Origin of the sequence: Chengkuizengella axinellae, from assembly GCF_030730905.1 — a bacterium.
GTDB classification, from domain to species: domain Bacteria; phylum Bacillota; class Bacilli; order Paenibacillales; family KCTC-33759; genus Chengkuizengella; species Chengkuizengella axinellae.
In genome coordinates this window covers 535,066-556,667 of record NZ_JAVAMP010000001.1, presented here as the reverse complement: position 1 = coordinate 556,667, position 21,602 = coordinate 535,066, and the positions used below count along the sequence as shown (strand labels likewise).

Annotated in this window: 16 protein-coding genes; 6 read left to right on the top strand and 10 right to left on the bottom strand. The window is 33.1% G+C overall.

Annotation, left to right across the window (positions count from 1 at the left end; genetic code table 11):
• Nucleotides 1-17 precede the first annotated feature (17 nt).
• Nucleotides 18-221, top strand: coding sequence for a hypothetical protein (locus tag Q5Y73_RS02750; protein WP_305990308.1), 204 nt, complete (start codon nt 18-20; stop codon nt 219-221).
• A gap of 124 nt (nt 222-345) precedes the next feature.
• Here the strand turns inward: Q5Y73_RS02750 and Q5Y73_RS02745 are convergent, their stop codons facing one another.
• Together Q5Y73_RS02745 and Q5Y73_RS02740 are read right to left on the bottom strand one after the other, a co-directional pair.
• Complete coding sequence (locus Q5Y73_RS02745; RefSeq protein ID WP_305990307.1) at nt 346-849, bottom strand: hypothetical protein; 504 nt, start codon at nt 847-849, stop codon at nt 346-348.
• Between the two features lie 179 nt (nt 850-1,028).
• Nucleotides 1,029-1,967: an L-lactate dehydrogenase gene (locus Q5Y73_RS02740; RefSeq protein ID WP_305990306.1), complete on the bottom strand. Its 939-nt coding sequence runs from the start codon at nt 1,965-1,967 to the stop codon at nt 1,029-1,031.
• A gap of 199 nt (nt 1,968-2,166) precedes the next feature.
• Between Q5Y73_RS02740 and Q5Y73_RS02735 the strand changes: the two genes are divergently transcribed.
• Nucleotides 2,167-3,363 (top strand): aminotransferase-like domain-containing protein, encoded by a 1,197-nt coding sequence (locus tag Q5Y73_RS02735; protein ID WP_305990305.1) that lies wholly within the window; start codon nt 2,167-2,169, stop codon nt 3,361-3,363.
• A 7-nt stretch (nt 3,364-3,370) separates the two neighbouring features.
• Here the strand turns inward: Q5Y73_RS02735 and Q5Y73_RS02730 are convergent, their stop codons facing one another.
• Nucleotides 3,371-4,987, bottom strand: coding sequence for an alkaline phosphatase family protein (locus Q5Y73_RS02730; RefSeq protein WP_305990304.1), 1,617 nt, complete (start codon nt 4,985-4,987; stop codon nt 3,371-3,373).
• 180 nt (nt 4,988-5,167) lie between these two features.
• Between Q5Y73_RS02730 and ric the strand changes: the two genes are divergently transcribed.
• Complete coding sequence (ric, locus tag Q5Y73_RS02725; protein ID WP_305990303.1) at nt 5,168-5,875, top strand: iron-sulfur cluster repair di-iron protein; 708 nt, start codon at nt 5,168-5,170, stop codon at nt 5,873-5,875.
• A 127-nt stretch (nt 5,876-6,002) separates the two neighbouring features.
• On the opposite strand, the gene Q5Y73_RS02720 is transcribed toward ric, so the two are convergent.
• Nucleotides 6,003-7,004: a DUF4003 family protein gene (locus Q5Y73_RS02720; RefSeq protein ID WP_305990302.1), complete on the bottom strand. Its 1,002-nt coding sequence runs from the start codon at nt 7,002-7,004 to the stop codon at nt 6,003-6,005.
• Nucleotides 7,005-7,167: 163 nt separating this feature from the next.
• On the opposite strand from Q5Y73_RS02720, the gene Q5Y73_RS02715 reads away from it, so the two are divergent.
• Nucleotides 7,168-7,455: a DUF3817 domain-containing protein gene (locus Q5Y73_RS02715; RefSeq protein WP_305990301.1), complete on the top strand. Its 288-nt coding sequence runs from the start codon at nt 7,168-7,170 to the stop codon at nt 7,453-7,455.
• 146 nt (nt 7,456-7,601) lie between these two features.
• Here Q5Y73_RS02715 and Q5Y73_RS02710 read toward each other — a convergent pair whose 3' ends face one another.
• From Q5Y73_RS02710 to Q5Y73_RS02700, 3 genes are all read right to left on the bottom strand, one after another.
• Nucleotides 7,602-8,681 (bottom strand): stalk domain-containing protein, encoded by a 1,080-nt coding sequence (locus Q5Y73_RS02710; protein ID WP_305990300.1) that lies wholly within the window; start codon nt 8,679-8,681, stop codon nt 7,602-7,604.
• Nucleotides 8,682-9,011: 330 nt separating this feature from the next.
• Entirely contained in the window at nt 9,012-10,481 is a 1,470-nt protein-coding gene (locus tag Q5Y73_RS02705; protein ID WP_305990299.1) for a Kelch repeat-containing protein, read from the bottom strand.
• A 157-nt stretch (nt 10,482-10,638) separates the two neighbouring features.
• Entirely contained in the window at nt 10,639-13,137 is a 2,499-nt protein-coding gene (locus Q5Y73_RS02700) for a U32 family peptidase (protein ID WP_305990298.1), read from the bottom strand.
• A gap of 360 nt (nt 13,138-13,497) precedes the next feature.
• Between Q5Y73_RS02700 and Q5Y73_RS02695 the strand changes: the two genes are divergently transcribed.
• Both Q5Y73_RS02695 and Q5Y73_RS02690 read left to right on the top strand, forming a co-directional pair.
• Nucleotides 13,498-13,971: a hypothetical protein gene (locus tag Q5Y73_RS02695; protein WP_305990297.1), complete on the top strand. Its 474-nt coding sequence runs from the start codon at nt 13,498-13,500 to the stop codon at nt 13,969-13,971.
• 153 nt (nt 13,972-14,124) lie between these two features.
• Complete coding sequence (locus Q5Y73_RS02690; protein WP_305990296.1) at nt 14,125-16,260, top strand: collagenase; 2,136 nt, start codon at nt 14,125-14,127, stop codon at nt 16,258-16,260.
• A 227-nt stretch (nt 16,261-16,487) separates the two neighbouring features.
• Here the strand turns inward: Q5Y73_RS02690 and Q5Y73_RS02685 are convergent, their stop codons facing one another.
• From Q5Y73_RS02685 to Q5Y73_RS02675, 3 genes are all read right to left on the bottom strand, one after another.
• The gene (locus tag Q5Y73_RS02685) at nt 16,488-17,786 is read right to left on the bottom strand and encodes an MDR family MFS transporter (protein ID WP_305990295.1); all 1,299 of its coding nucleotides are present in this window, start codon (nt 17,784-17,786) and stop codon (nt 16,488-16,490) included.
• 438 nt (nt 17,787-18,224) lie between these two features.
• Complete coding sequence (locus Q5Y73_RS02680) at nt 18,225-19,808, bottom strand: response regulator transcription factor (RefSeq protein ID WP_305990294.1); 1,584 nt, start codon at nt 19,806-19,808, stop codon at nt 18,225-18,227.
• A gap of 1 nt (nt 19,809) precedes the next feature.
• A complete protein-coding gene (locus Q5Y73_RS02675) occupies nt 19,810-21,576 on the bottom strand; it encodes a sensor histidine kinase (RefSeq protein WP_305990293.1) in 1,767 nt (588 codons plus the stop codon).
• Nucleotides 21,577-21,602 lie beyond the last annotated feature (26 nt).

Here is a 21,602-nt window from a genome sequence, read left to right as displayed (position 1 = left end):
AAAAGGGAGTGATTTTTATGATGTTCGTTTGGATTTTGATCTTCGTAGTTCTTGCTTCATTATTTTTTACCGCAATTGTAATATCTATAAAAGAAGACAGAAAAAAAACTGACCAAAAACAACAGCAGATCATTACAAATAAAGAGGGAGAGTCTTCAGAAGAAAAATTCCAGAATTCCTCATATTTTAAAGGTACAGACTACGGTGGAGGGAGTGGGTAAAAAGGGGAATTCTAAGGTCTTATCTCACTTCATTCAATTAATCATACAAAAACAAGGGGATTTCGGGGCTTAAAATAAGACCATTATATCGCTCTATATAAGGTTATTCGGAATTCTGTTGGTTTTAATATTCTATTGAATTTACAACTTCTACTAAATCCTCTAGAGAAAACACTTCATCTTTAACACTAACAAGCATAATTGAAAAATCCTTTTCTTCTTTTTTCCAACGAATCGATTTAAAATTTCCATCACTCACATTATAATAAGCAATAGAATCATCCATTAGTGTTACTGTATCTAATTCATCATCATCTGGATGAAAAGTGAAATCAGTATGGTAAATATATAAATGCATATTCACACTTTCTCCGTCACTAAAAACAAATTCAGTATTGATAACTTCCATAGGGTCTTCCAAGGGATTTCCGCTATTGTAAGCTGTGACATGAGTAACTTCAAATGGAAATTTAGTCGGCACAGCAATTTTTTCTTGTATTTCTTTAGGTAGTTCTTCTATTACCACTTTTACAGACTCAGGATATTCCTTTTTTAATTTTTCAAGTGCATCTGTCCCACTACATGCAGTAAGAAAAAGGATTAAACTCAGCATCATTATCTTCTTCAATGTACACATCTCCCTTTTTTTATCTTTAATATACTATATGCTTCTACAATAAGATAAAGTAAACTCGCAGATTAGTATATAAATGATTAAAGTGTAAAAAAATAACGCTAGGATAACAAAAAACCATTATCCCAGCGTTAAAAATTCGTCGATTTCGTTTGGTTAAATACCTTGATTGATTATTTATCCAATTCTTCATTAATTTTTTCAATTTGTTCCTTCATTTTTTGTGCCGATTGTTGGAAATTCCCCTGCTCTTCCTCAGTTAATGAAATAGGAACTACTTCTCTTACTCCAGATTGATCCACTATACAAGGAATACCTATATAAACATCTGAAACGCCTTGATAATCATCAATGTATGTAGAGACATTAAGAACTGCACTTTCATCCCTTAGAATAGCAGTACAAATCCGATCTAATGCCAATGCAATCGCATAATATGTGGAGCCTTTAGCTTGAATGATCTGATAAGCAGCATCCCTAGTATTTTCAAAAATTTCTTTTTTGTCATCCTCAGTGAGTGAAAGTGGCATCCCTGCAAAATTAGCCAAACTCCAAACCGGTACTTCAGAGTCACCATGTTCTCCAATAATTTTAGCATGTATACTGCGCGGATCGACATTCATTTTTTCACCTATTAGATATTTAAATCTTGAACTATCCAACAAAGTTCCAGATCCTATCACTCTATTTTTAGGAAACCCAGATTTTTTCCAGGAGAAGTAAGACATAATGTCTACTGGATTAGAGGCAATTAATAAAATCCCATGTTTATTGTACTTTGTTACATTTTCAATTATGCTATCAAATATCATGACATTTTTCTTTAAAAGATCCAGTCTTGTTTCTCCCTGTTTTTGAGCGGCACCCGCAGCGATAATTACGATATCTGCTTCAGCACAATCCTCATAATCTCCAGCCCACACTTTTGTTTTACCAGTAAATGGCAATCCGTGATTCATATCTAAAGCATCACCAACAGCCTTTTGTTTATTATAATCAATTAATACAAGTTCGGTCATTCTTTCACGAAGCAACAATGTATAAGCTGTTGTTGAACCAACTGCACCTATACCTATAACAACAACCCTAGTTTTTTTATCTTTTTTTTGCATTTAGGTATCCATCTCCTTCTAGTTGTTACTTATTTCATTTATAATTTTCCTCATTATATCGTATATCAATCCGTAAAGAAAATCGATTTCAACAAAACAATTTGTTTTTTTCATAAAAATGTTCTTGCTTATTTCTACCACTCTGTGTAAAAATCATTATTAAACATTAGCATGATAAAGGGATAAAGGGGAGATGTGAATGAAACTCCAGTTTTCAAATACAATTCAACAATTAAAAACGTCAGCAACTCGTGAAATCTTAAAGTTAACTCAGGGGAATGATATAATCTCTTTTGCTGGAGGTTTGCCAGCTGAAGATTTTTTTCCCGATCACGCCATGAAAGAAGCATTTAACAAAGTGTTTGATCAAGGAAAAAAATCATTGCAATATGGAATTACAGAAGGTCACATTCCATTAAGAAAGCAAATATGTCAAAGAATGAAGAAAAAAGGAATGGTAGTAAATGAAGATCAAATCCAGATTACTACTGGTTCGCAGCAAGCTATCGATCTAATTACAAGAATTTTTATTAATCCAGGAGACACCATCTTAGTTGAAAACCCTACATATTTAGCCGCATTACAAGTATTTGAAGGGTATGGAGCAAAGGTAGTTGGTGTAAAAAGCGATGATGATGGTATACATCTTAACGATTTGAAGGAAAAAATAACTCGACACCGTCCCAAATTTATCTACGTAACACCTACTTTCGCAAATCCAACAGGTCGATTTTGGAGCAATGAAAGAAAACAAGGCATACTAAATATATGCAAACAACATGAAACGATTATCATTGAAGATGATCCTTACGGTGAGATTCAATTTAATGAAACATCAGGAATTCCATCTATTTATTCTCTAAACAATGAATCTGATGAATTCAACCCTGTTATTTATACAAGCACATTTTCAAAAACAGTTATACCTGCTCTCCGTATTGGTTGGGTAGTAGGGGAATCATCTATCATTCAACAAATTACAAAAGCAAAACAAGCAGCAGATTTACATTCCAGTATGGTGGACCAACAAGCACTTTACTTTTTATTAAGGGACTTTGATCTTGATCAACACATTTTAAACGTTAGTCATGAATACGAACAAAGAAAAAACTTAATGACTCAGCTATTGCTTCAATATGAAATCCCTGCAAAGTGGGTTGATCCTCAAGGCGGAATGTTCCTTTGGTTGACTCTAAATGATTCAAGTATTGATGCGACAGAGTTATTAAAAAAAGCAGTAAAAGAAGGTGTAGCCTTTGTACCAGGCTCTGTATTCTATACAGGTGAAACATTAAAAAACACAATGAGATTAAATTTCACCTATACTGCAAAAGAACAGATGGAGGTTGGAATTAAGAGGCTCCAACGTGTATTCACAACTGTCCCACAAAATTAAAATTAAGCTACGGGTTTTCTAAACTAGGAGAATTTCCACGCCCTGTAATTAATTGCAATAACCAATCCTTAATATCTATCATCCGGGCATGCTTTGGATATGAATGAGTACCTGTTACAATCATCGGTACATATGAATCTTTTTCATGTAATGAGCCGTGCCCACCTCCTCCTAAATGAGTAGGTGAGTAATCATCTGTAAATTCATATCCTATTTTGGCATCTGTGACTAAAAACCTACCTTGATGTGAATTTAATGCTCCATATAACCTTGCGAGCGCATCAGGGTAAGTTTTATATTGTATTTGATTATTCTCGTACTTGAGATCTAAGACTTCTAAATTCCCATCTACAAGCCAAGATTGATCATAAATATCCTTGTGCTTTGAATTTGGTTGAAAAGTTAAAATTTCTGTATGATCCGGTGAAATGACCTTGACAGATTCATCCTCTTTCCAAGCAATAAAATCAATACGATGTTCTTGTTTCATTTTCTCTGCCATTTCTTGTAATGACACATTATCATCTAATACATAAACATAAGTCATTCGCTCATTCACACATAATACGATTTGATCCTGTTCCATCACTTTGGTCCCAAGTTCATAAATATGATAATCATTCAGCAAAGTTTTCAACTTTATTAAACTTTTCTCTTTATCGTTAATAATAGTCGATTGTCCACTATCCCCCAAAATCACCCAACTCACTTCATTTATTGCATCCTCCCAAGTAGGAAAAGCATTAACAATCCTTTGCAGTTGTTTGTCTACCTCTATTATCCCCTCTGTTTCCTCGGGTCCTTTTTTATGTACAACTTGATCATTATTTGGAAAGTATACTAATGAAAAAGGCGGAAGCTGATGATTCTCCAATAAAAACAATAATTCATTCACAGAAAATGGGTCATTCACACCAAACTTTTGCCATACATGGTGGGTTTGATTGCTTGGATTCATTTGTGACAAACTTCCTAAAGAAAAAACGGATGGAGCATTTACATTTATTTTTTCAGGTAAATCACTGTATCTAGCAAAGGTATCAGGAAGATGAATAATTTGTTTTGTATCTCCCCTAAAAATTAATCCATTAATAGATGCACTATCGATTCCTTTATTTGAAAGATCCTCAAAAATTGTTTTTGTATCAGGGTTTAAATGTTTAGCATTTAAATCCTTTAAACTATCCAATATGATATGTTGAATGCCTTGTTTCCAAATTTCTTTAAATCCACTGCCATAAGATACTACTCGATTTTCCTCGTGATGAAACCAAACTAACCCTGGAACGTGATGCTGATGAGCATATCCTCCCGTTAACAATGTACTGTCTATCGTCACTGACATCGTGGGATAACTACTAACTACTTTTGAGAAATACTTTCCTTTATCTATCAAAAATTTTAAAACCGGAGCTTCTCCATTTTGAATGACCTTTTGCAATGACTCATCCATTAAAGAGTCAACAAGAATCATGACTACTGGTTTTGAAGAGGTCATGATATCGTGAGTTTTTACGCCTAATTTTATATTTTTTAATTCAGAAGGATTTTGATCCAAACCTGAAATTAAAATCAGCACAATAAAAACAATTGAAGTTATGGTTGTATAAATCCATTTGCTCATGTTAGTCTCAACCCTTTAAAGGTTATTTTTCATTTAATTTGATAAAAGATTCACTTAGTATAAACCATTTCTTTATCAACCATTCGTAAAAGGTGTGATTCGAATCACAACATCAATCCTTTATATACGATATCTTTAATGTGAAAGTAAATTAATTAATCTATTTTGGAGGTAAGAATGATGGAAACTACATTTCATGGACAAACTGCTGTAGGAGAAATTGTAACTAAGTTTCCCAAATCTGCTGACTTGTTTAAAAAATATAAAATTGATTTTTGTTGTGGAGGAGATCAGAAGCTAATCAAAGCGGTAGAGAATAAAAATGTTGAGCTAGACGACCTATTAAACACTTTAAATAAATCTTATGAGGAAATGATCATTGCTAAAGAAACCGTTCAAGATTGGACTTCATTCTCCTACACAGATTTGATCAACCATATCATCAATACACACCATCGTTATTTAAATGAGGAGTTGCCTCAATTAAGCCCTTACGTAACAAAGGTTTTAAGAGTTCATGGAGCAGATCAAAAACATCTTGTAAAAGTACATTCACTATTTCACCAATTAAAAACAGAATTAGAGCAACACACAATCAAAGAGGAAAACGAGGTCTTTCCTTTAATCTTAGGTTTTGAAAAAGATCCTTCAGAAGAAAAATTGAAAACATTGCAAAAAGCCATAATTGAACTAGAAGATGAGCATGATGGCGCAGGTAATTTCATTAAGGAATTGAGAGAAATCACTAATGATTTCACCCCTCCTGCAGATGCATGTGGTACTTATAGACTTGTATATCAACGATTAGAAGCATTAGAATCAGATATTTTTCAGCATGTACATTTAGAGAACAATATTTTATTCCCGCGTATTCTAAACCATAAGTAATAATATTAGAAGAACCGTCTGAATAACCATCAGACGGTTCTTTAATATGCAAATTCAAACTTTTTCACGTTGTTCAGCAATAGGTGTCACACTTCTCTTCCACACCACTGCCCAAACCAGAAATACTTTACTCAGAATTTGTAGTTGATGCAGCTGCTGATGTTGCAACAATTGCTGATACGGTTGCTGCTGTCTGTGCTGCAATTAGTGCTTCAATCGAAATACTTAACGTGGTATCAATCAGTTCATTTTGAGTTGTTTTTTCTTCTATAAAATGTCTACTTACTATGACAGATGCCAAAAGTACATTCATACCTTTTCCAAGCCATTTATACTTTTTAAGTCCGTTTAAATATATAACCACATCTATTAATTCCTGAACAACTTCATGATTTTTATTATCCAATAATGTGATTAGTCCAAGTGCTGCATAATACTGTGAGTGGATCTTTAGTTTGTTTCTCTTCAGGATTTCAAATATTTCTTCACATCTTTTCGTTTTCTCAAACACACTCTCTTCACTAAAAGATAAAATATGAGAAAGCAACTGTAATCCATTTCCTCTGTGAAAACCTATCTCATTTAAAGACTTATACAATTCCTCAATTTTTTGAATGCTGCTTTCGACAGAAAAATCTGAGTTTGCTAACATAACACTTAGTGGATAATCATCCCCACTAGTGAGCCATGGATGATTTTTTTTCATTTCAGAATATATTTCAAATGATTTTTGTATTCTTTCTTGCAATGTATTTTCATTTTCATTACATGTTAATGACAAAGCATAACATGTAATCGGAATGTACGTGCTATTTTTAAATCCAGCTTCCTTTAACATTTTTTCATAATCCAACAATTTGATAAATTGCTGTTTGGGTTCACTAAACTCACTGCTCAATAACATCGAAATCATAAACGTTGAATTTCTAAAAGGAGAAAACAACCTTGTATTTTCTTTTATATAACTCATTGTATCTTTCATATCATTTTTATTGTAACTTTTATTCTTTTGACTATAAGTGAGTGCAGCAAAATGAACAGATAAATGGTTTTCCCACCTAAAGTCCTTTTGGGTTGTTAAATATAGCTCTAACATTTCATCCACTTTTGTTTTTAATAATTGTTTCATATATGGCCACCCCAAATCAAAAAGTTATTATTATCATACGGTAAATTAATACTAACGTCTCATTTGCCCATCATTTGTCATGAAATATCTGAATTCTATTTCTGTTAAATCTATTAAAATTTGATATAATCATTTTATTATAGAAAAAAGGAGCAGATTTCAGTTGAGTAAATCAATTCAGTTTTTTCGCTATATTGGATTTGCAGAAGGTTTATCTTTCCTCATCCTCTTGTTCATAGCGATGCCTTTAAAGTATATTTTTGATATTCCTACAGCAGTATCTATCGTTGGATCCATCCATGGTGGATTGTTTATTCTTTTTATTATCACTATTTTATATGTTGCAACTGAGCACAAATGGCCTTTTAGTAAAGCATTACTTGCAGCAATCTCTTCGATTGTTCCATTTGGCCCGTTTTTATTTGATGCTCGTATTTTGCGCAAAGGGTAAATCCGACTTCTAAGCTATATTCGTAATATTAAATCTTAGAATAAAACGCCTATCGGAGTTCATGTAAGGTCTTATATTAATAAAAGTTAAAGAGCTTGGGGCATTTCCCAAGCTCTTCTTTAAATAACAATTACTTATATCTTATGTTAAAACAAACTTCTTATTCTGCTTATGATTCCATCAATAAAATACTCGTTTATGATATTCTTTTTCTTACTTTCACTCAATTCAATGTTCCGATCTGTTACGAACACCAAACCATCGTACCAATTAACATATCTACCTAAAGCTTCCGCAACAGCTCTGACAGGAAGAAAAGTTCTTTCATCCTCTGTTAATACTGGTGCTACATCAATTTCCACTGCTTCTCCATTAATCCAGATTGTTTTTTCACCAATAACAAGGATGAGTTCCCTGTCTTCTTCTGTGATGGTAACAGTATCTGTAGGGCCATCCCATTCTACTTCAGCACCTAATGCTTCGCTTAAAAATCTCATTGGGAGAAATGTTCTATCATCTAATATAAATGGTCGAACATTCATATTATTGGGATCGATATAGACTTCATTCCCATTCACAACTGCATTTGCCTTATCCAGATACAAATATATCTCTAAATACTTTGAAGATGACGTGCTAACTGTTGTTTTAGTTTTAGGTTGATCTGGATCATCTTCATCTGGATTGTTATTTGGATAATAAACAACGATATTGAAATTTTTAAATCCTTTTGAAGCATGACTTTCGAATTGATCCACTTGAATATCTATCCACTCTTCCTGTCCAGATATCAAATTTCCTAGTAAAAATTGGTGGTTTATTTCATCTATAGTAAACCATTCATTTTCTGTACCATTTCTCACCTTTAAACCAAGCTCATTTAAAAAAGAGAGATCATTTCCAACTTTAGGTTCAAACCCAATTTTAATATTATCCATCTCAATATCAGAGTTATTCTTTAATTTAAATAATTCATTCCAAGTATACAAACTGTTTGGTTGTATTCCAAACTCCCTGACTTCAACATTATGGCTTACTCTATTTAAATTCACATCAATAACATATCTGTTTTGATCTGAGTCATCAAAAACTTCATCTACTGCTGCATGATATTCGCTGGCGTGAATAGCTAATGGTTCATCATTCAAGCTCCCATTAAATGCCATTGCAATCACCGTACTTGATATAGCCAATATAAAAATGATCAATAATAAAAGTTTTTTCATTTTATCGCTCCTATCATTAGGTTATTTCACTACAAGATAGTCCTCTGTGCCCAGTTCATTCACATCTTGTAGCGTTAATCTATCAATAACCTATAATATAGTATAGGAAAATAAAGTAAAAAAAACCTCCCTCAAATGTAGAAACCTATATTAGACTAAAGTGGTATACGAGGATATTCACAAATAGTAATTTACTGAAAAATCAAAAAAATAGGTATTCTATGAAAAAATATCTAATGAAATATACCGACGAGTTGTACCTTGATTGGCTAGACGTACAATAATGGAAATTCGGTCCCTTATTGCAATGAAATCATCTTTTCACGCAATTTAATTATTTATCGCATTCAAATCAATCTTTTCAATTTGATTTATCCCTATAACATAGAGCTCTCCATCTATGATTTCAGTTTTAAAATGATTCATTTCAGTATTCATCTTTGTTAACTCTGTCCATTGGTTTAATTGAGGGTCATAGATTTCTACATTGAATAATTGACCCTCATCATAAACTTTACTCTTAGCTTCGCCAATGATATAAATTTTTTCTCCATATGACTCCATTGAGCCAAATCTCCTCCCATAATTCATATTAGAGGCTTGTTTCCAAACTTTTTTTAAAGGATCATATAGATCTACTCTTTTTAAATAAGTATACGCTGAATCATCATACCCACCAAATATATAAATTTTTTCATTAATAACTGTTGTTAAGTTTATATCCCTTGATTCAGGAATATTAGTTTCAACTGTCCAAGTATTTGCTTTTGGATCATATACTTCTATGTTATTTCTACTGATTCCCCAACAGACATGATCATCACCAGTGGTAGGAGAGTCACAATAACCTCCTCCAACCACGTATATTTTTCCATTAATAACTTCTATTTGACCAGGAGCTCTACTCTCATGCATATTTGCTAATTCTGTCCAAGTATTTGCTTTTGGATCATATACTTCTACACTACTGATTGACTGTGTTCCTTGGTAACCACCGAAAACATAAAGCTTTCCATTCAATACTACCGACTTAAAACCCAATCGTTCATGATTCATGCTTGCAAGCTGAATCCAATGGTCGGTAACAGGATTATATACATAAACTTCTTTTGCTTCATGATTATCCCCTGCATATTGATCATAATACAATCGATTTTCAAATGCCCCGATTGCATAAATTTTCCCTTCCATTATTATCGTGTTTAATATATATCTGTCTTCATTCATACTTTCAATATTGGCTGCTTTAACCCATGTATCTAGTTTGGGATCATATATTTCTAGACCTTGATTATTACTTCCACCACCTACAGCATAGATTTTTCCATCTATTACTTGAGTATGATCAAATCCTTTATAAATCATGGGTGCTGCATTTAACCACAGATCTGACTTGTTTAAATTGTTATCATTAAATGTAATTGGATTTTTCAGATGTTGATTAACGGCGACTAATTCATCTATATCTTTCCTCGTGCTATTGGTTTCCACTTTTTTAAAGCGAATCCATTCCATTACCTTATCTGATTTCTCTTCTACAAAAAGATCACCAGTTGATAATTCTATATAAATTTCTAATCCAGGTCTGTAATCATTTGTGTCTGTGAAATTTGATGTAGAAACTACATTAATATTAAATTCACGACTGTCAATGTGCTCATCATATACATATTTTTCATCGCTATAATTTAGCCAAGGAAGTGGCAAACCGTCACTAATGTCAGATGTGCTGTCCGGAGTTTGATTAGAACATCCAATTAGTCCAATTACACAAATAATAATCAGGATTAAAAATCGCATTTGCTTTCCCCCATACTATATTCCACTTTTTTGCACTATCTATACTGTTATCGTTATCATAACATTTTTTATAAATATACAAATAGGATTAAAAAAAGACCACCTTAGTTCATTGTGAACCAAAGTAGTCTATTTCCCGAGAAATATGTTCTGTCATTTATTTTGTAAGCTGTCCTCTTGTAACACCCAACTGATTCGTTGCCTTTAATGTTCTCCACACTTGAGTCCCACTAATTTCACCTTTAATCGCTTTGTTGTATAAGCTAATAACTTCCTTTACTTTTTCAGGAGACTCTTCTAAAAATTCAATACGGAAATTAGAAACTCCTGATTTCATAAAATGTTTTAAATACTCCGCTCCAGACTGTTCAATTGCATTGTAAACTGTGTTTCGACAGCCTTCATCCACACGAACTGGATGTGACATACCAATACGATCTCTTAAAGAAACACGATGCTCCTCACAAGGTCTGCCGCAATTTGTATAATCGGTTCCTTCACTTAAAAAAGTACAATAAACACAATGTTCTGTATGATACATAGGCATGTGTTGATGTATAACAACTTCCAACTTGGACGTATCTGTATTATCTAATAAATCCATCATTTGTTGAATATTTAGGTCATATGAAGGTGTACAGCGATCCAAACCTGAGTTTTGGAAAAGCTCTATCGTTTTATGATTTGCCATGTTTAAGGAAAAATCACCGAACATCAGTGGAAATTCTTCAGTCGGATTTCCCTCTTTTCTTTTGATAAACTCATGGACAGCACCAGTATTTCTAAGAAGAACTGCATCAGGCTTCAGCTTTAATATATGATTAAAATAACCTGTTTCACCCGGCATATGAATACGTGGTGTTGTTAAGGCAATTTTCTTACCTGCTTTCCGAGCACAATCTACCGCAGCAGGATATTGTTTAATAAATTCAAAGTCAGCATAAATCCACTCCACATGAGTTTCGGAAACCGCTTGTACTTGATCAAGGCTTCTGCAAAGCACAACTAAATTAGGATCATTTGCCGGTTCTTGATTAGTAACAGAATCAGCGAATACATCCGCTTCTCGTTTTGTATATGTGATTGGTTTCTGGCGACTTTCCACTAATTGTTCAACTGCATCGCGACGGATCTTATTTAATTGTTTAATTGGAACAATGACTTGTCCTTCTAGTTGATTCATTATATTCTCGAGATAGAAAATGGTTCCGCCCATACGTCCCAATTGATCCTGTAAAATTTCATCTTCTAGTGGTCTTTTTATTGCTTTCTCTAAGTTCTTCTCTGTTTGCACTGTAACTTGATGTTTTGTTTTTATATCCGTAAATGTCGCAGTTAATGGTTCCCCTTCTTTACCAGTAACCTGAATCTCTAATGGGAATATGTGATAAGGTTTTTCAGTTTCAAAGGTTTCACGGAGGGTTTTATCCAACTTAGGATCATTTGTTTTCCAAATGCGGTCCCCTACATGGACTCTTTGTAAATTGATATCATTACGACCTAAGACAACCTCGATTAATTGACCTTCTTTTGCTTCACCTTCAAATTTAACACCATCAACTCTTAGATCGTAAATACGTCCGCCTTCTTCATCTTTGGTTGGATCACCGGCATCATAAACGATACCGTCCCCTCGTTTTAAAGGAGCCTCAAGTTTACATATCACGCCTCGCTTCGTTACTTGTTTCACATCACCTAAAAAAACACCTCTGCTTTTAGGAAAGGTTCCATCTACTAACTGTTTGTTATTCGTTCCTTTTAGGAATCCGTACGTAAAACCTCGGGAAAAACTTTGCTGTAATTCACGCATTTCATACTTATTTGGTTTTGCATTTTTACCTTTAAAATAACGATCTATTGCTTTTCTGTATTTACTAACCACATTGGCGACATATTCAGCACTTTTTAGGCGACCCTCTATTTTAAAGGATGTGACGCCTGCTTCAATTAATTCAGGTACAATTTCAATCGCTGCTAAGTCTTTTGGAGATAATAAATATGTCACATCACCCATCGGCTGATGTTCTCCGTCAACCATCATGTCATAAGGCAATCGACATGCTTGCGCACACTCACCCCGGTTTGCCGAACGTCCTCCCCACATTTCTGAAGTTAAACATTGACCAGAGTAGGAAACACAAAGTGCTCCATGAACAAAAACTTCCATTGGTAGTTTCGCTTCTTCTCCAATTTTTTGAATGTGTTTTAAATTATTCTCTCTTCCTAAAACAATACGTTCCATGTCATAAGGTTTTGTAAACTCAGCTGCTTCAGGTGAAGTAATGGTCATCTGAGTCGAGCCATGAATAGGGAAGTCAGGAGAGATTTCACGAATCATTTTCACTAATCCTAAATCCTGTACAATTAAAGCATCTACTCCTGCATCCATACAGCCTTCCACTAATTGTTTAGCTGCTTCTAATTCATCCTCAAACACAAGAATGTTAAACGTAACAAACCCTTTTACTCCATACGTATGCAAAAATGACATAACCTCAGGCAAATCTTCTATTGTAAAATTTTTGGCTCTCACACGAGCATTAAACTTGTCCACTCCAAAATAAACAGCATCTGCTCCATTAGCTACTGCTGCTTTCATGCAATCCCAATCACCCGCAGGTGCTAGTAACTCTATATCTTCTATTTGACGTTTCATTATAGTCCTCCACTTGTTTTTCAAACACTAAATGATCTTTCATCATTGTATATGTTCAGATCGTATAGGTCAAAGATTGTGGGTGATTTTTACTTGGAAATAAACAGAATCTAACTTTTTTTGCTTGGACTTTTATCTATAGGCTAGAAAAGGGATTTTTCCGTGTGGAGTTTCAACATCTCCTACTGAAATGAAATAAGATGAACTTATCAGGTGAAAGGAGACTGCTACCTCTCCTAGAAAAAAAGAATAATGACAACATGTAGAACGAATAAGAGGAATAGAAAAATTGATGACGAATTAATAGTCAGATAAATTTCTTTTGAACACTAAGGTTAACACTAGTTGAGGTGAAGATTTTTGGATGCAGACATTAAAAATATTTCTAAAACAAATGCTCAAAAAGTGATGCTGGTTTGTTTAAAAACTATTTTTTTAATTAATTTACTTATCTATTCTATGTTTATACTCATAATCATGGCAACAGCATCAGAATATGCTTCTCACACAGTTATACTAACATATGTGGAATTCAATCCTAGTGAAGAACTTATAAAATTTAGCATTCACAGCTTCATATATTTAATTCTTTTTTATTTGTTTTTTAATATACAAAAGGAATTTACATATAAATTCATTTCTTCTGTAATTTTATTCCTCCTTCATTTACTTTGGTTATATTTTTCACTTTGGGGTATTGGTTTTAGATCAGACTTGGCTTTTATAGAAGTTGTAATCATGACGTACGGGTTCTTTATTTTAAATTTGATTGCCGTTACCATATGTGTTATTAACATTGTTAAATATTTTAAAATGTTTAAAGAGTGGTTTTGATAATTATAATCACTATTAAGTATTACCCATTGAACCAAGACACTACTATCCAAGACCTAATAAATATGAAAAAATATTATTCTATTGGAGTGTGTTGAAATAATAATAATGAAGATTCTAAATTCTTTTAAACGTATAGGTATCTTTTTAACTATGTCTATTGTCATCCTGTCGCTTTTCATAGTTTTATTTCAAATTAATAATAGCCAGGAAGAATTCACTTGTATAGAGCGAAGCACTTTAGAAGAGCAAAATACTTCACTTAATCATGACGTATACACTTTTAATGATTTAAACAACTTAGATTATTCAGAGTTATCAAAGGTTCTAACAAGTGTGGATATAAAAAACATAACCGACTTCCATGATGATAACCAAGATACAGCTATTTTTTATGCTGACCAAAAAAGAATAGATTATTTACTTAATGAGATGCAATGTTTAGGTTCACAATATACAGCCAAAGACAGTTTAGGAATAGATACAATTATGAAGGTTGTAATTAGAGGCGTTAAATCAGATGATATTAAATCTGATCCGGAAATAACATATGTGTCAGATTATATTTTTAAAAACAAAGCAAGCGCTGCTCTTTCTGATATCATATCGAACGAAAATTTTACATTAGGTACAGAAATACAAAATGAAATTGTGGAACATACAGGCTATATAGCTGAGATTTCTTCTGTTGAGTTAAATTATTTGGAAGCAGCATACCGTATTATACAACTGTTTAACGAGCAAACCCCTAGTATTTATATAAAAATAAAAAGTTTTGAAAAAGCAGTGCAAGCAACGATCAATGGTGTAAAAGCGTCTATAATGAATAACGATAACTTAATTTACGATGAAAATATTTCATCTGAAGAAGTTGTAGTCTGGTATGAAAATGTTGATAAAGCACTGAATGAAATTGCTCAATTTCTATCGAAAAAAATATACGAAAATCCAGATTATGCCTCCATCCTAGATCAAGTGATCACCTTTATTCAGGAAAATGGTTATCTCCATACTGATCCGAACTTTACCCAAAATACTTTCTCACGCTCCCTAGATACTTATCCAAAATATAGCAGCGGATACTTAAAACAAGCAGAAATATATAGTGATCATAGTGCAATCGTAGATTACAAACAAGTCAAGGCTGAATATGAACAGTATTATTATGGTAATCATTATTCTTTTGATGATGGAACTTTTGTAATCAAAGCAGGAAATAAAATAAGTCCAGTAACTATAGAATGGCTTTATTGGGCAGCCAAAGAAGTGAAAGCACAGTTCCATCGTTATTATGGAAATGATATTCCTGTGCAAATAGGAAATGTAGACAATGTTCTCACAGCTATTATTTATAATAGCAACATGCAGTATCAAATGGCTAGTCAATTAAATGGTATTGATACAAACAACGGAGGAACATACATTGAAGAAGATGGAATCATGTATACATGGAATCGGACGATGGGAGTAGAAAGTTTATATCATTTAGAAGAATTGTTTCGACATGAATATTTTCATTACTTGCAGAGTCGTTATCTCATTCCTGGATTATGGGAGTCTGCCAGTATATATGATGGTGAACGTTTAGTATGGGTTGAAGAAGGAGGCGCAGAGTTATTTACCGGTTCAACAAGAACAGGCATTGATCCTAGGTCGATCATGACAAGTCGCATTCATTCGGACCCTAAAGTTCAATTGAATTTAAGTGATATATTATTTGCTGATTATAGCTTATCTCCTAATTTTTATATATATGGTTACGTTTGGTATGATTATATGATCAAAAAGCGACCTGACATTTTTAAAGAAGTAAACAATTATTTATTCAATGCGGACGAAGACGGGTTTGATCAATATATGATGAAACTAACATCAGAAGATAACTTAGTTAAATCTTATGAGAATCATTTAAATGATTTAATCTCTACAGAAGGTCGGGTTGTTCTAGTTAGTAATGTTTATACAGATAAGCATACTGAGAGATCGCTAGATTTGATTTTAGATGAGATTAAATTCGAGATGAATCTAACAAATGCGAAATCACAAACTCACAAATCTGATTTATTTGATACCTATACTATTAGAGGAACTTATGAAGGTAGTTCGTCAATAGATGAGTTCAGTGACAGAGAAGAAATGAATCATACCATAAATCATACTTTACATCGATTAGACACTCAGTGGAGTGGTTATAAAACAACTACGGCTTACTTTGTAGATTATAGAGTAAACAATAGTAGAAATTATGAGTATGATGTTGTGTTTCATGGTTTGTTGAAGAGAAAATAGTGGTCTTATTTAGACTAAATGATGATTTTGAACAAAAATAGAGAGCTTTGAGGGTCTTATTCACTTTCTTTTAAGATCAAATCAGTAAATTTAGTGATATAAGACCCTTTGATTCTCTATTTTAAATAAATTCCTACCAGATCAAGAAATAAGGCTATTATTTCCCTCTATTTTTATCACTCAACAAATCAAGTTGATCATAAAGTAAACCTTTTTTTCAGCTCTGGTTAAAAAGCTGAGTCTCTACCTAAATCTTCACTTACACTCTCTTTCCTTCTTATCAAAACAGCCATTGCATAATATAAACCTGCTCCTACAAAAGCTAATAAGGCAATAATAATAAATGTCCATCGAAACCCAAACCAAACCGTTAACGGAATCGCCATTGGAGCAATTGTTCTTCCAATAGTAAATCGTAAACTAGCAGCCGCATAATATTGACCTAGCATTTCTTTTGGAGCTAATTTAGCTACAAATGATTCTTGAATACCAACAGCCATAAGCTCTGCTACTGTAAATATAAACATGGCTAAAAATAATCCCCAAATTTGCAAGGTGTGTCCAAAGAAAATCATGGAGATTCCATAGGTCAATGCACTAACAATAAAAACTTTATGTGCCTCGAAGCGTTCAGATATTTTTGTCGCATAAAGAGTAAATAATACAACCAGCAATCCATTTTCAACAATAATCCAACTAAACACTTTTTCCCCCGAAGCAACAAATGACCAATTATTGAAATTAAATATAGTTTGACTCGGTACTGATTCAGATATATATACAGCTAAGAGCAAATCCATTTGCATAAAGGTTTGTGCTAGTAAAATTCCTGCAAGTATAAACACAAAAAATGCTTTATCCGTAATAATAACACTGTAATTTTTAACTTGCTCTATTAAGAAGGAATACCACTTATCCTCTTTGCTCTCTTTATTACTACCCGTAATAACATTCGGTGCTGTTTCTCTAATAAATCGTTGCAGTACAATTGTAAATATGACACTTATTATAAATGCAGCAACCAGTAATTCAAATCGATAATCAAAAAAGAAAATTCCACCCAGTAATGGTCCTATAACTACCGACAAATTAATCATAATGTAAAACACAGCAAATACTTGTGTACGGTCTTTTTCAGGCACAACATCTGCAACCATAGCATGACTTGCAGGCCAATAAAAAGCCCCAAAAACCCCTAACAATGAAAATGATATAAAAGTCAGTACAGGTGATTCATACCATGGTGAGTTAGCAAATAGAAACATCAAAAATGAAGCAGATGTACCAACATATGAATACACCATCATTTTTTTTCTACCGAATTTATCCGCACAATAACCTCCAAATAAATTCGCGATAACACTTATACACTGTGAAACCACTAATAATAAACCAGCTATAAACTCACCAAATATGTCAGTAAAATATATAGCCATAAAAGGAAAGAACATCCAAAACAAAATACCAATGACAGCTTCCCCATATAACCTTACTTTTAAATTCCGATCCCAATCTCTCCACTTCATGTAAAAACACCTCATTTAATTCTAAGTTGGAACGCTAAAATAGTAATCAGATAAATGATGCTGAAAGTTTAATGACCTTATCCAGTAAAATAAGGCTGTTATATCCCTCTTGTAAAAAAAGGGGCCTTTCAACTTGTAGAACGTAATAAATTGACCATAAAAAAATAGACGCACCATCACTATGGCACGCCTTCATTGTTTTCATTGCAATATAAAATAAAAGCAGCTCACAGTAACTCCCGTGACCTGCATAAGATAATACAATATAGTTATGATGAATCTAGACTACTTATCCGACAAGGTCACGTAATATGGTGTTGTATTTTTTTTGATTAAGTTCCAGCAATAATCTCATTATTACGTAACCTCCTTTTATTAACATTCTTAACCATATTAACACCTAGCTCTAACAAAGGTCAAGGAAAATTTTTCAGAATATCAACCATTTCTTTTTAGTTGCTGCAATTGTGAGGGGGGCATGTTAAAAATGGACTTAAAACACTTATTAAAATAGCTTTTATTATCGTAACCTAACTTGTAAGCAACTTCCTCTACAGTTTTATCCGTTGTCTCCAACCACTCTTTCGCCTTTTCCATCTTCATTCGAATCACATATTTAATAAAACTTTCTTGCGTTTCTTTCTTGTATAAACGGCTGAAATAAGCAGGATTCAAATGCAGCAAATTTGATACCTCATCTAGAGATATTTTTGTTTCAAGATTAGCCATAACATATTTTTGAGCTTTTAATATTTCAGACCGCTTAGAAAAAATAGACGTCGTTAGCATTGACTTCAGAAGTGATTCCCAATAATCAACCAACCACCTCTCCATTTCATATATTGAATCCATGGATAGAATGATTTGGTGAAGCTCCTTTGATATGTCCAAACCAACATGTTGTTTAGGGACTCTTTTCTTAATACATTGATCCATAACAAACTGTAAGATGAAGCTTTTCAACTTTTCAGGATGATAACGCTTTTCTCGAAAAAGCCGGAACCACATAGAAACCGTCTCTTTCAGTAAATCTTCTGATTCTAAATGAAGTACCTTTTCCATTTCATCTGTAAAATCCGCGTAATAATTAAAGACATCCTCATCCACAAACGGTTTATTTAATTGCTCTATACTTGTGATAACAGAATCAGATAAATAAAAACGCTGCAGCGTTTTTTCCAGTACATAGTTAATGTTCTGTCTAAGCATTGTAAAACTACTGCATGGATAACTGATTGTAACAAATGAAACACTGACTTTTAAATACTGATACATTGCGGATTGAATATCCTTTAGAGTTCTATAGCTGACTCCTTTACCAGTGAATAATAGTAGCAGTTCCTTTGTTCCCAAACGAAAGCAATGTGCATTCTGTTCTTTAAAAATGATTTCCTCAATGACATTGATAATAGGGTATATTAGTAATTCTTCGGAATCAAAACGTCCTAATTGTTTGTCATAATGATTAATGTAACAGACAACTGGAAAATATAGCTTGCTCGAGATATCTACACCAAACTTTGCAAATTCAGTTTGCCATCTGTCTTCATTAAAGATGGGAGATAATAAAAATTGACCAATAAGCTTTTCTTTCATAATCGTCTTATTCATCTGCTGTTCTTGAGGTGATTGCTGATCTTGTCGACTTTTCTTCATACTAATAATAACTTTTAGAATTTCTTCAATTTCTTTAGATTCCATCGATTCTTTATGTACATAATCATGTACGTTTAATTTTAAAGCCTCTCGAGTGTATTTGAAATCATCATGACAGGACATGATAATTATGTGCATATCTGGGTTAAGCTGCTTTAATTTACGAATGAGTGTTAGACCATCCATTCCAGGCATTCCAATATCCGTAATTAGAATATCTGGTAATTCTTCTTCTGCTTTATGGTAAGCTTCTAATCCGTCATCAGCATGCCCTATGACATGTAAATTCAATTCTCCCCATGGAATTTCTTGCATCAAATATTGAATGACAGGAAAGTCATCATCTGCTAATAATACTTTGTACATGTTAAACCTCTCCTTTTTTTGCAAGTGGGATTTGAACCTTGATCTCAGTACCACTCTCAGGATCGCTATATATGTCTAAACTAAAAGAAGAGTCATATATGATTCGCAAGCGATCATATACATTTTTTAACCCTATCCCATTCACCTGACTCTCTGATTTATCCTGCCCTCTCTGGAATGATTTGTGCAAATCTTCTAATCTCTCTTCCTTCATACCCATTCCATTATCTTTGACTGATAAATACATGAAAGATTGATCCTTCCAAATCGATAAAGTTATATCTCCATGTTTCTGCTTTAATCCATGAATAAAAGCATTTTCAATGAAAGGTTGAATTGTAAATCTAGGTAATGTTTCCATTAACACATTAGGATCTACAAACTCATGATATTGAATTTTATGATTATGTCGCACGTTCATTAACTTTACATAATGTCTAGCCACTTCTACTTCTACAGGAACAGATTGAAATTCATTATTTCTAGTGATTGTCATACGAAGTAACTTGGATAGAGAGGAAATGATGTCCGCACTTTCCTTATCTCCATTCATAAGAATTCTCATTCGAATCGAATTTAAAAGATTAAACAAAAAATGAGGATTAATTTGTGCTTGCAGTAATTCTATCTCAACTTCCCGCTTACGTGATTGCTCTTCAGTAATTTGTTTAATCATATTCTGTATATGATCTAACAATTGATTAAATACTTGCCCTAACCGTCCGATCTCATCTTTTCCACGAATTTGTACCCTTTCATGTAGATTATCAAGATCAAACCTAGAAGCAACTCTCTCTAACCCTAAAAGAGGTTTCATAATTCTATTCATAATTAAAAATAAAAGCACAATAAAAATCAAAACAAAAATAATCTGTACTAAATAATTAAATCTTTGTATCGCTTGAATTCTTTCAATCGTGTTCTGATAGGAAACAAGACTGCTCAAACTCCAATCTGCAAACGATATCTGCTTATTTAGTAATAAATACTCCTTATTGTCTATTTCTAAAAGCTTCGACGATTCATTAAAAAACTCAAACTGACTTCCAATCTCTGTATCGTCTATGCTTGAAATAATAATCCCTTGCGAATCCATAAGTATCATTTTTTCAATTTGAGAATATCCATTAAATATATCACTAATAGATTGTTCCTCCACGCTTAATATTATATAAGCATACGGCTTACCGCCTGATTTCAACACCTTTGCAAGTGTGATCAAATAAGGACTTTCTTGTCTCGTGGACTCAATATAATTTTTTTGAAAACCTACCCAATGCACATCGTATATACTTAATTGATCTAGATCGGAGAACCATGGTTCAGATCGTAACTCAATCGGATTGAAATCAAATTCACGATAGCTGGTGAAATAAGCATCATTTGGCAGTAAAACTGTAATATACATATTCTGATAAGCGGCGGTTAGCGCCTGCAGCTTCTGTGTGATTTTTTGACCTTCCAAAACTAATAACGCTGGGTCTTTTGATTGCTGTCCAAGTGTCTTCATAATGCTACTTATACTTGGATCAAATTGAATGTTATTCATCACATAAACCATGGAAGAAATATAATTATTCACATAAATATCCGCTCTATCTAATGAATCTTGTGCAGTCTCCGTTGCTAAATCAAGCATAGCATCTCTTGTTAAGTAATTTGATACTGCAATAGCGATAATAGAAGGAACAATCAAGCAAGTAATAATAGCAATGATAATTTTTTTACGCAAAGATATTTGAGTTAATTTCTGCACCCTTGCCCACAATTCTATCACTTCCCGCTAAAACAGAT

What these genes read in the sequence shown, in the direction of transcription:
- Q5Y73_RS02750 (WP_305990308.1), top strand. Translation starts at nt 18, where the DNA reads ATGATGTTCGTTTGGATTTTGATCTTCGTAGTTCTTGCTTCATTATTT.
- Q5Y73_RS02740 (WP_305990306.1), bottom strand. Translation starts at nt 1,967, where the DNA reads ATGCAAAAAAAAGATAAAAAAACTAGGGTTGTTGTTATAGGTATAGGT.
- Q5Y73_RS02735 (WP_305990305.1), top strand. Translation starts at nt 2,167, where the DNA reads ATGAAACTCCAGTTTTCAAATACAATTCAACAATTAAAAACGTCAGCA.
- Q5Y73_RS02730 (WP_305990304.1), bottom strand. Translation starts at nt 4,987, where the DNA reads ATGAGCAAATGGATTTATACAACCATAACTTCAATTGTTTTTATTGTG.
- ric (WP_305990303.1), top strand. Translation starts at nt 5,168, where the DNA reads ATGGAAACTACATTTCATGGACAAACTGCTGTAGGAGAAATTGTAACT.
- Q5Y73_RS02720 (WP_305990302.1), bottom strand. Translation starts at nt 7,004, where the DNA reads ATGAAACAATTATTAAAAACAAAAGTGGATGAAATGTTAGAGCTATAT.
- Q5Y73_RS02710 (WP_305990300.1), bottom strand. Translation starts at nt 8,681, where the DNA reads ATGAAAAAACTTTTATTATTGATCATTTTTATATTGGCTATATCAAGT.
- Q5Y73_RS02705 (WP_305990299.1), bottom strand. Translation starts at nt 10,481, where the DNA reads ATGCGATTTTTAATCCTGATTATTATTTGTGTAATTGGACTAATTGGA.
- Q5Y73_RS02700 (WP_305990298.1), bottom strand. Translation starts at nt 13,137, where the DNA reads ATGAAACGTCAAATAGAAGATATAGAGTTACTAGCACCTGCGGGTGAT.
- Q5Y73_RS02690 (WP_305990296.1), top strand. Translation starts at nt 14,125, where the DNA reads ATGTCTATTGTCATCCTGTCGCTTTTCATAGTTTTATTTCAAATTAAT.
- Q5Y73_RS02685 (WP_305990295.1), bottom strand. Translation starts at nt 17,786, where the DNA reads ATGAAGTGGAGAGATTGGGATCGGAATTTAAAAGTAAGGTTATATGGG.
- Q5Y73_RS02680 (WP_305990294.1), bottom strand. Translation starts at nt 19,808, where the DNA reads ATGTACAAAGTATTATTAGCAGATGATGACTTTCCTGTCATTCAATAT.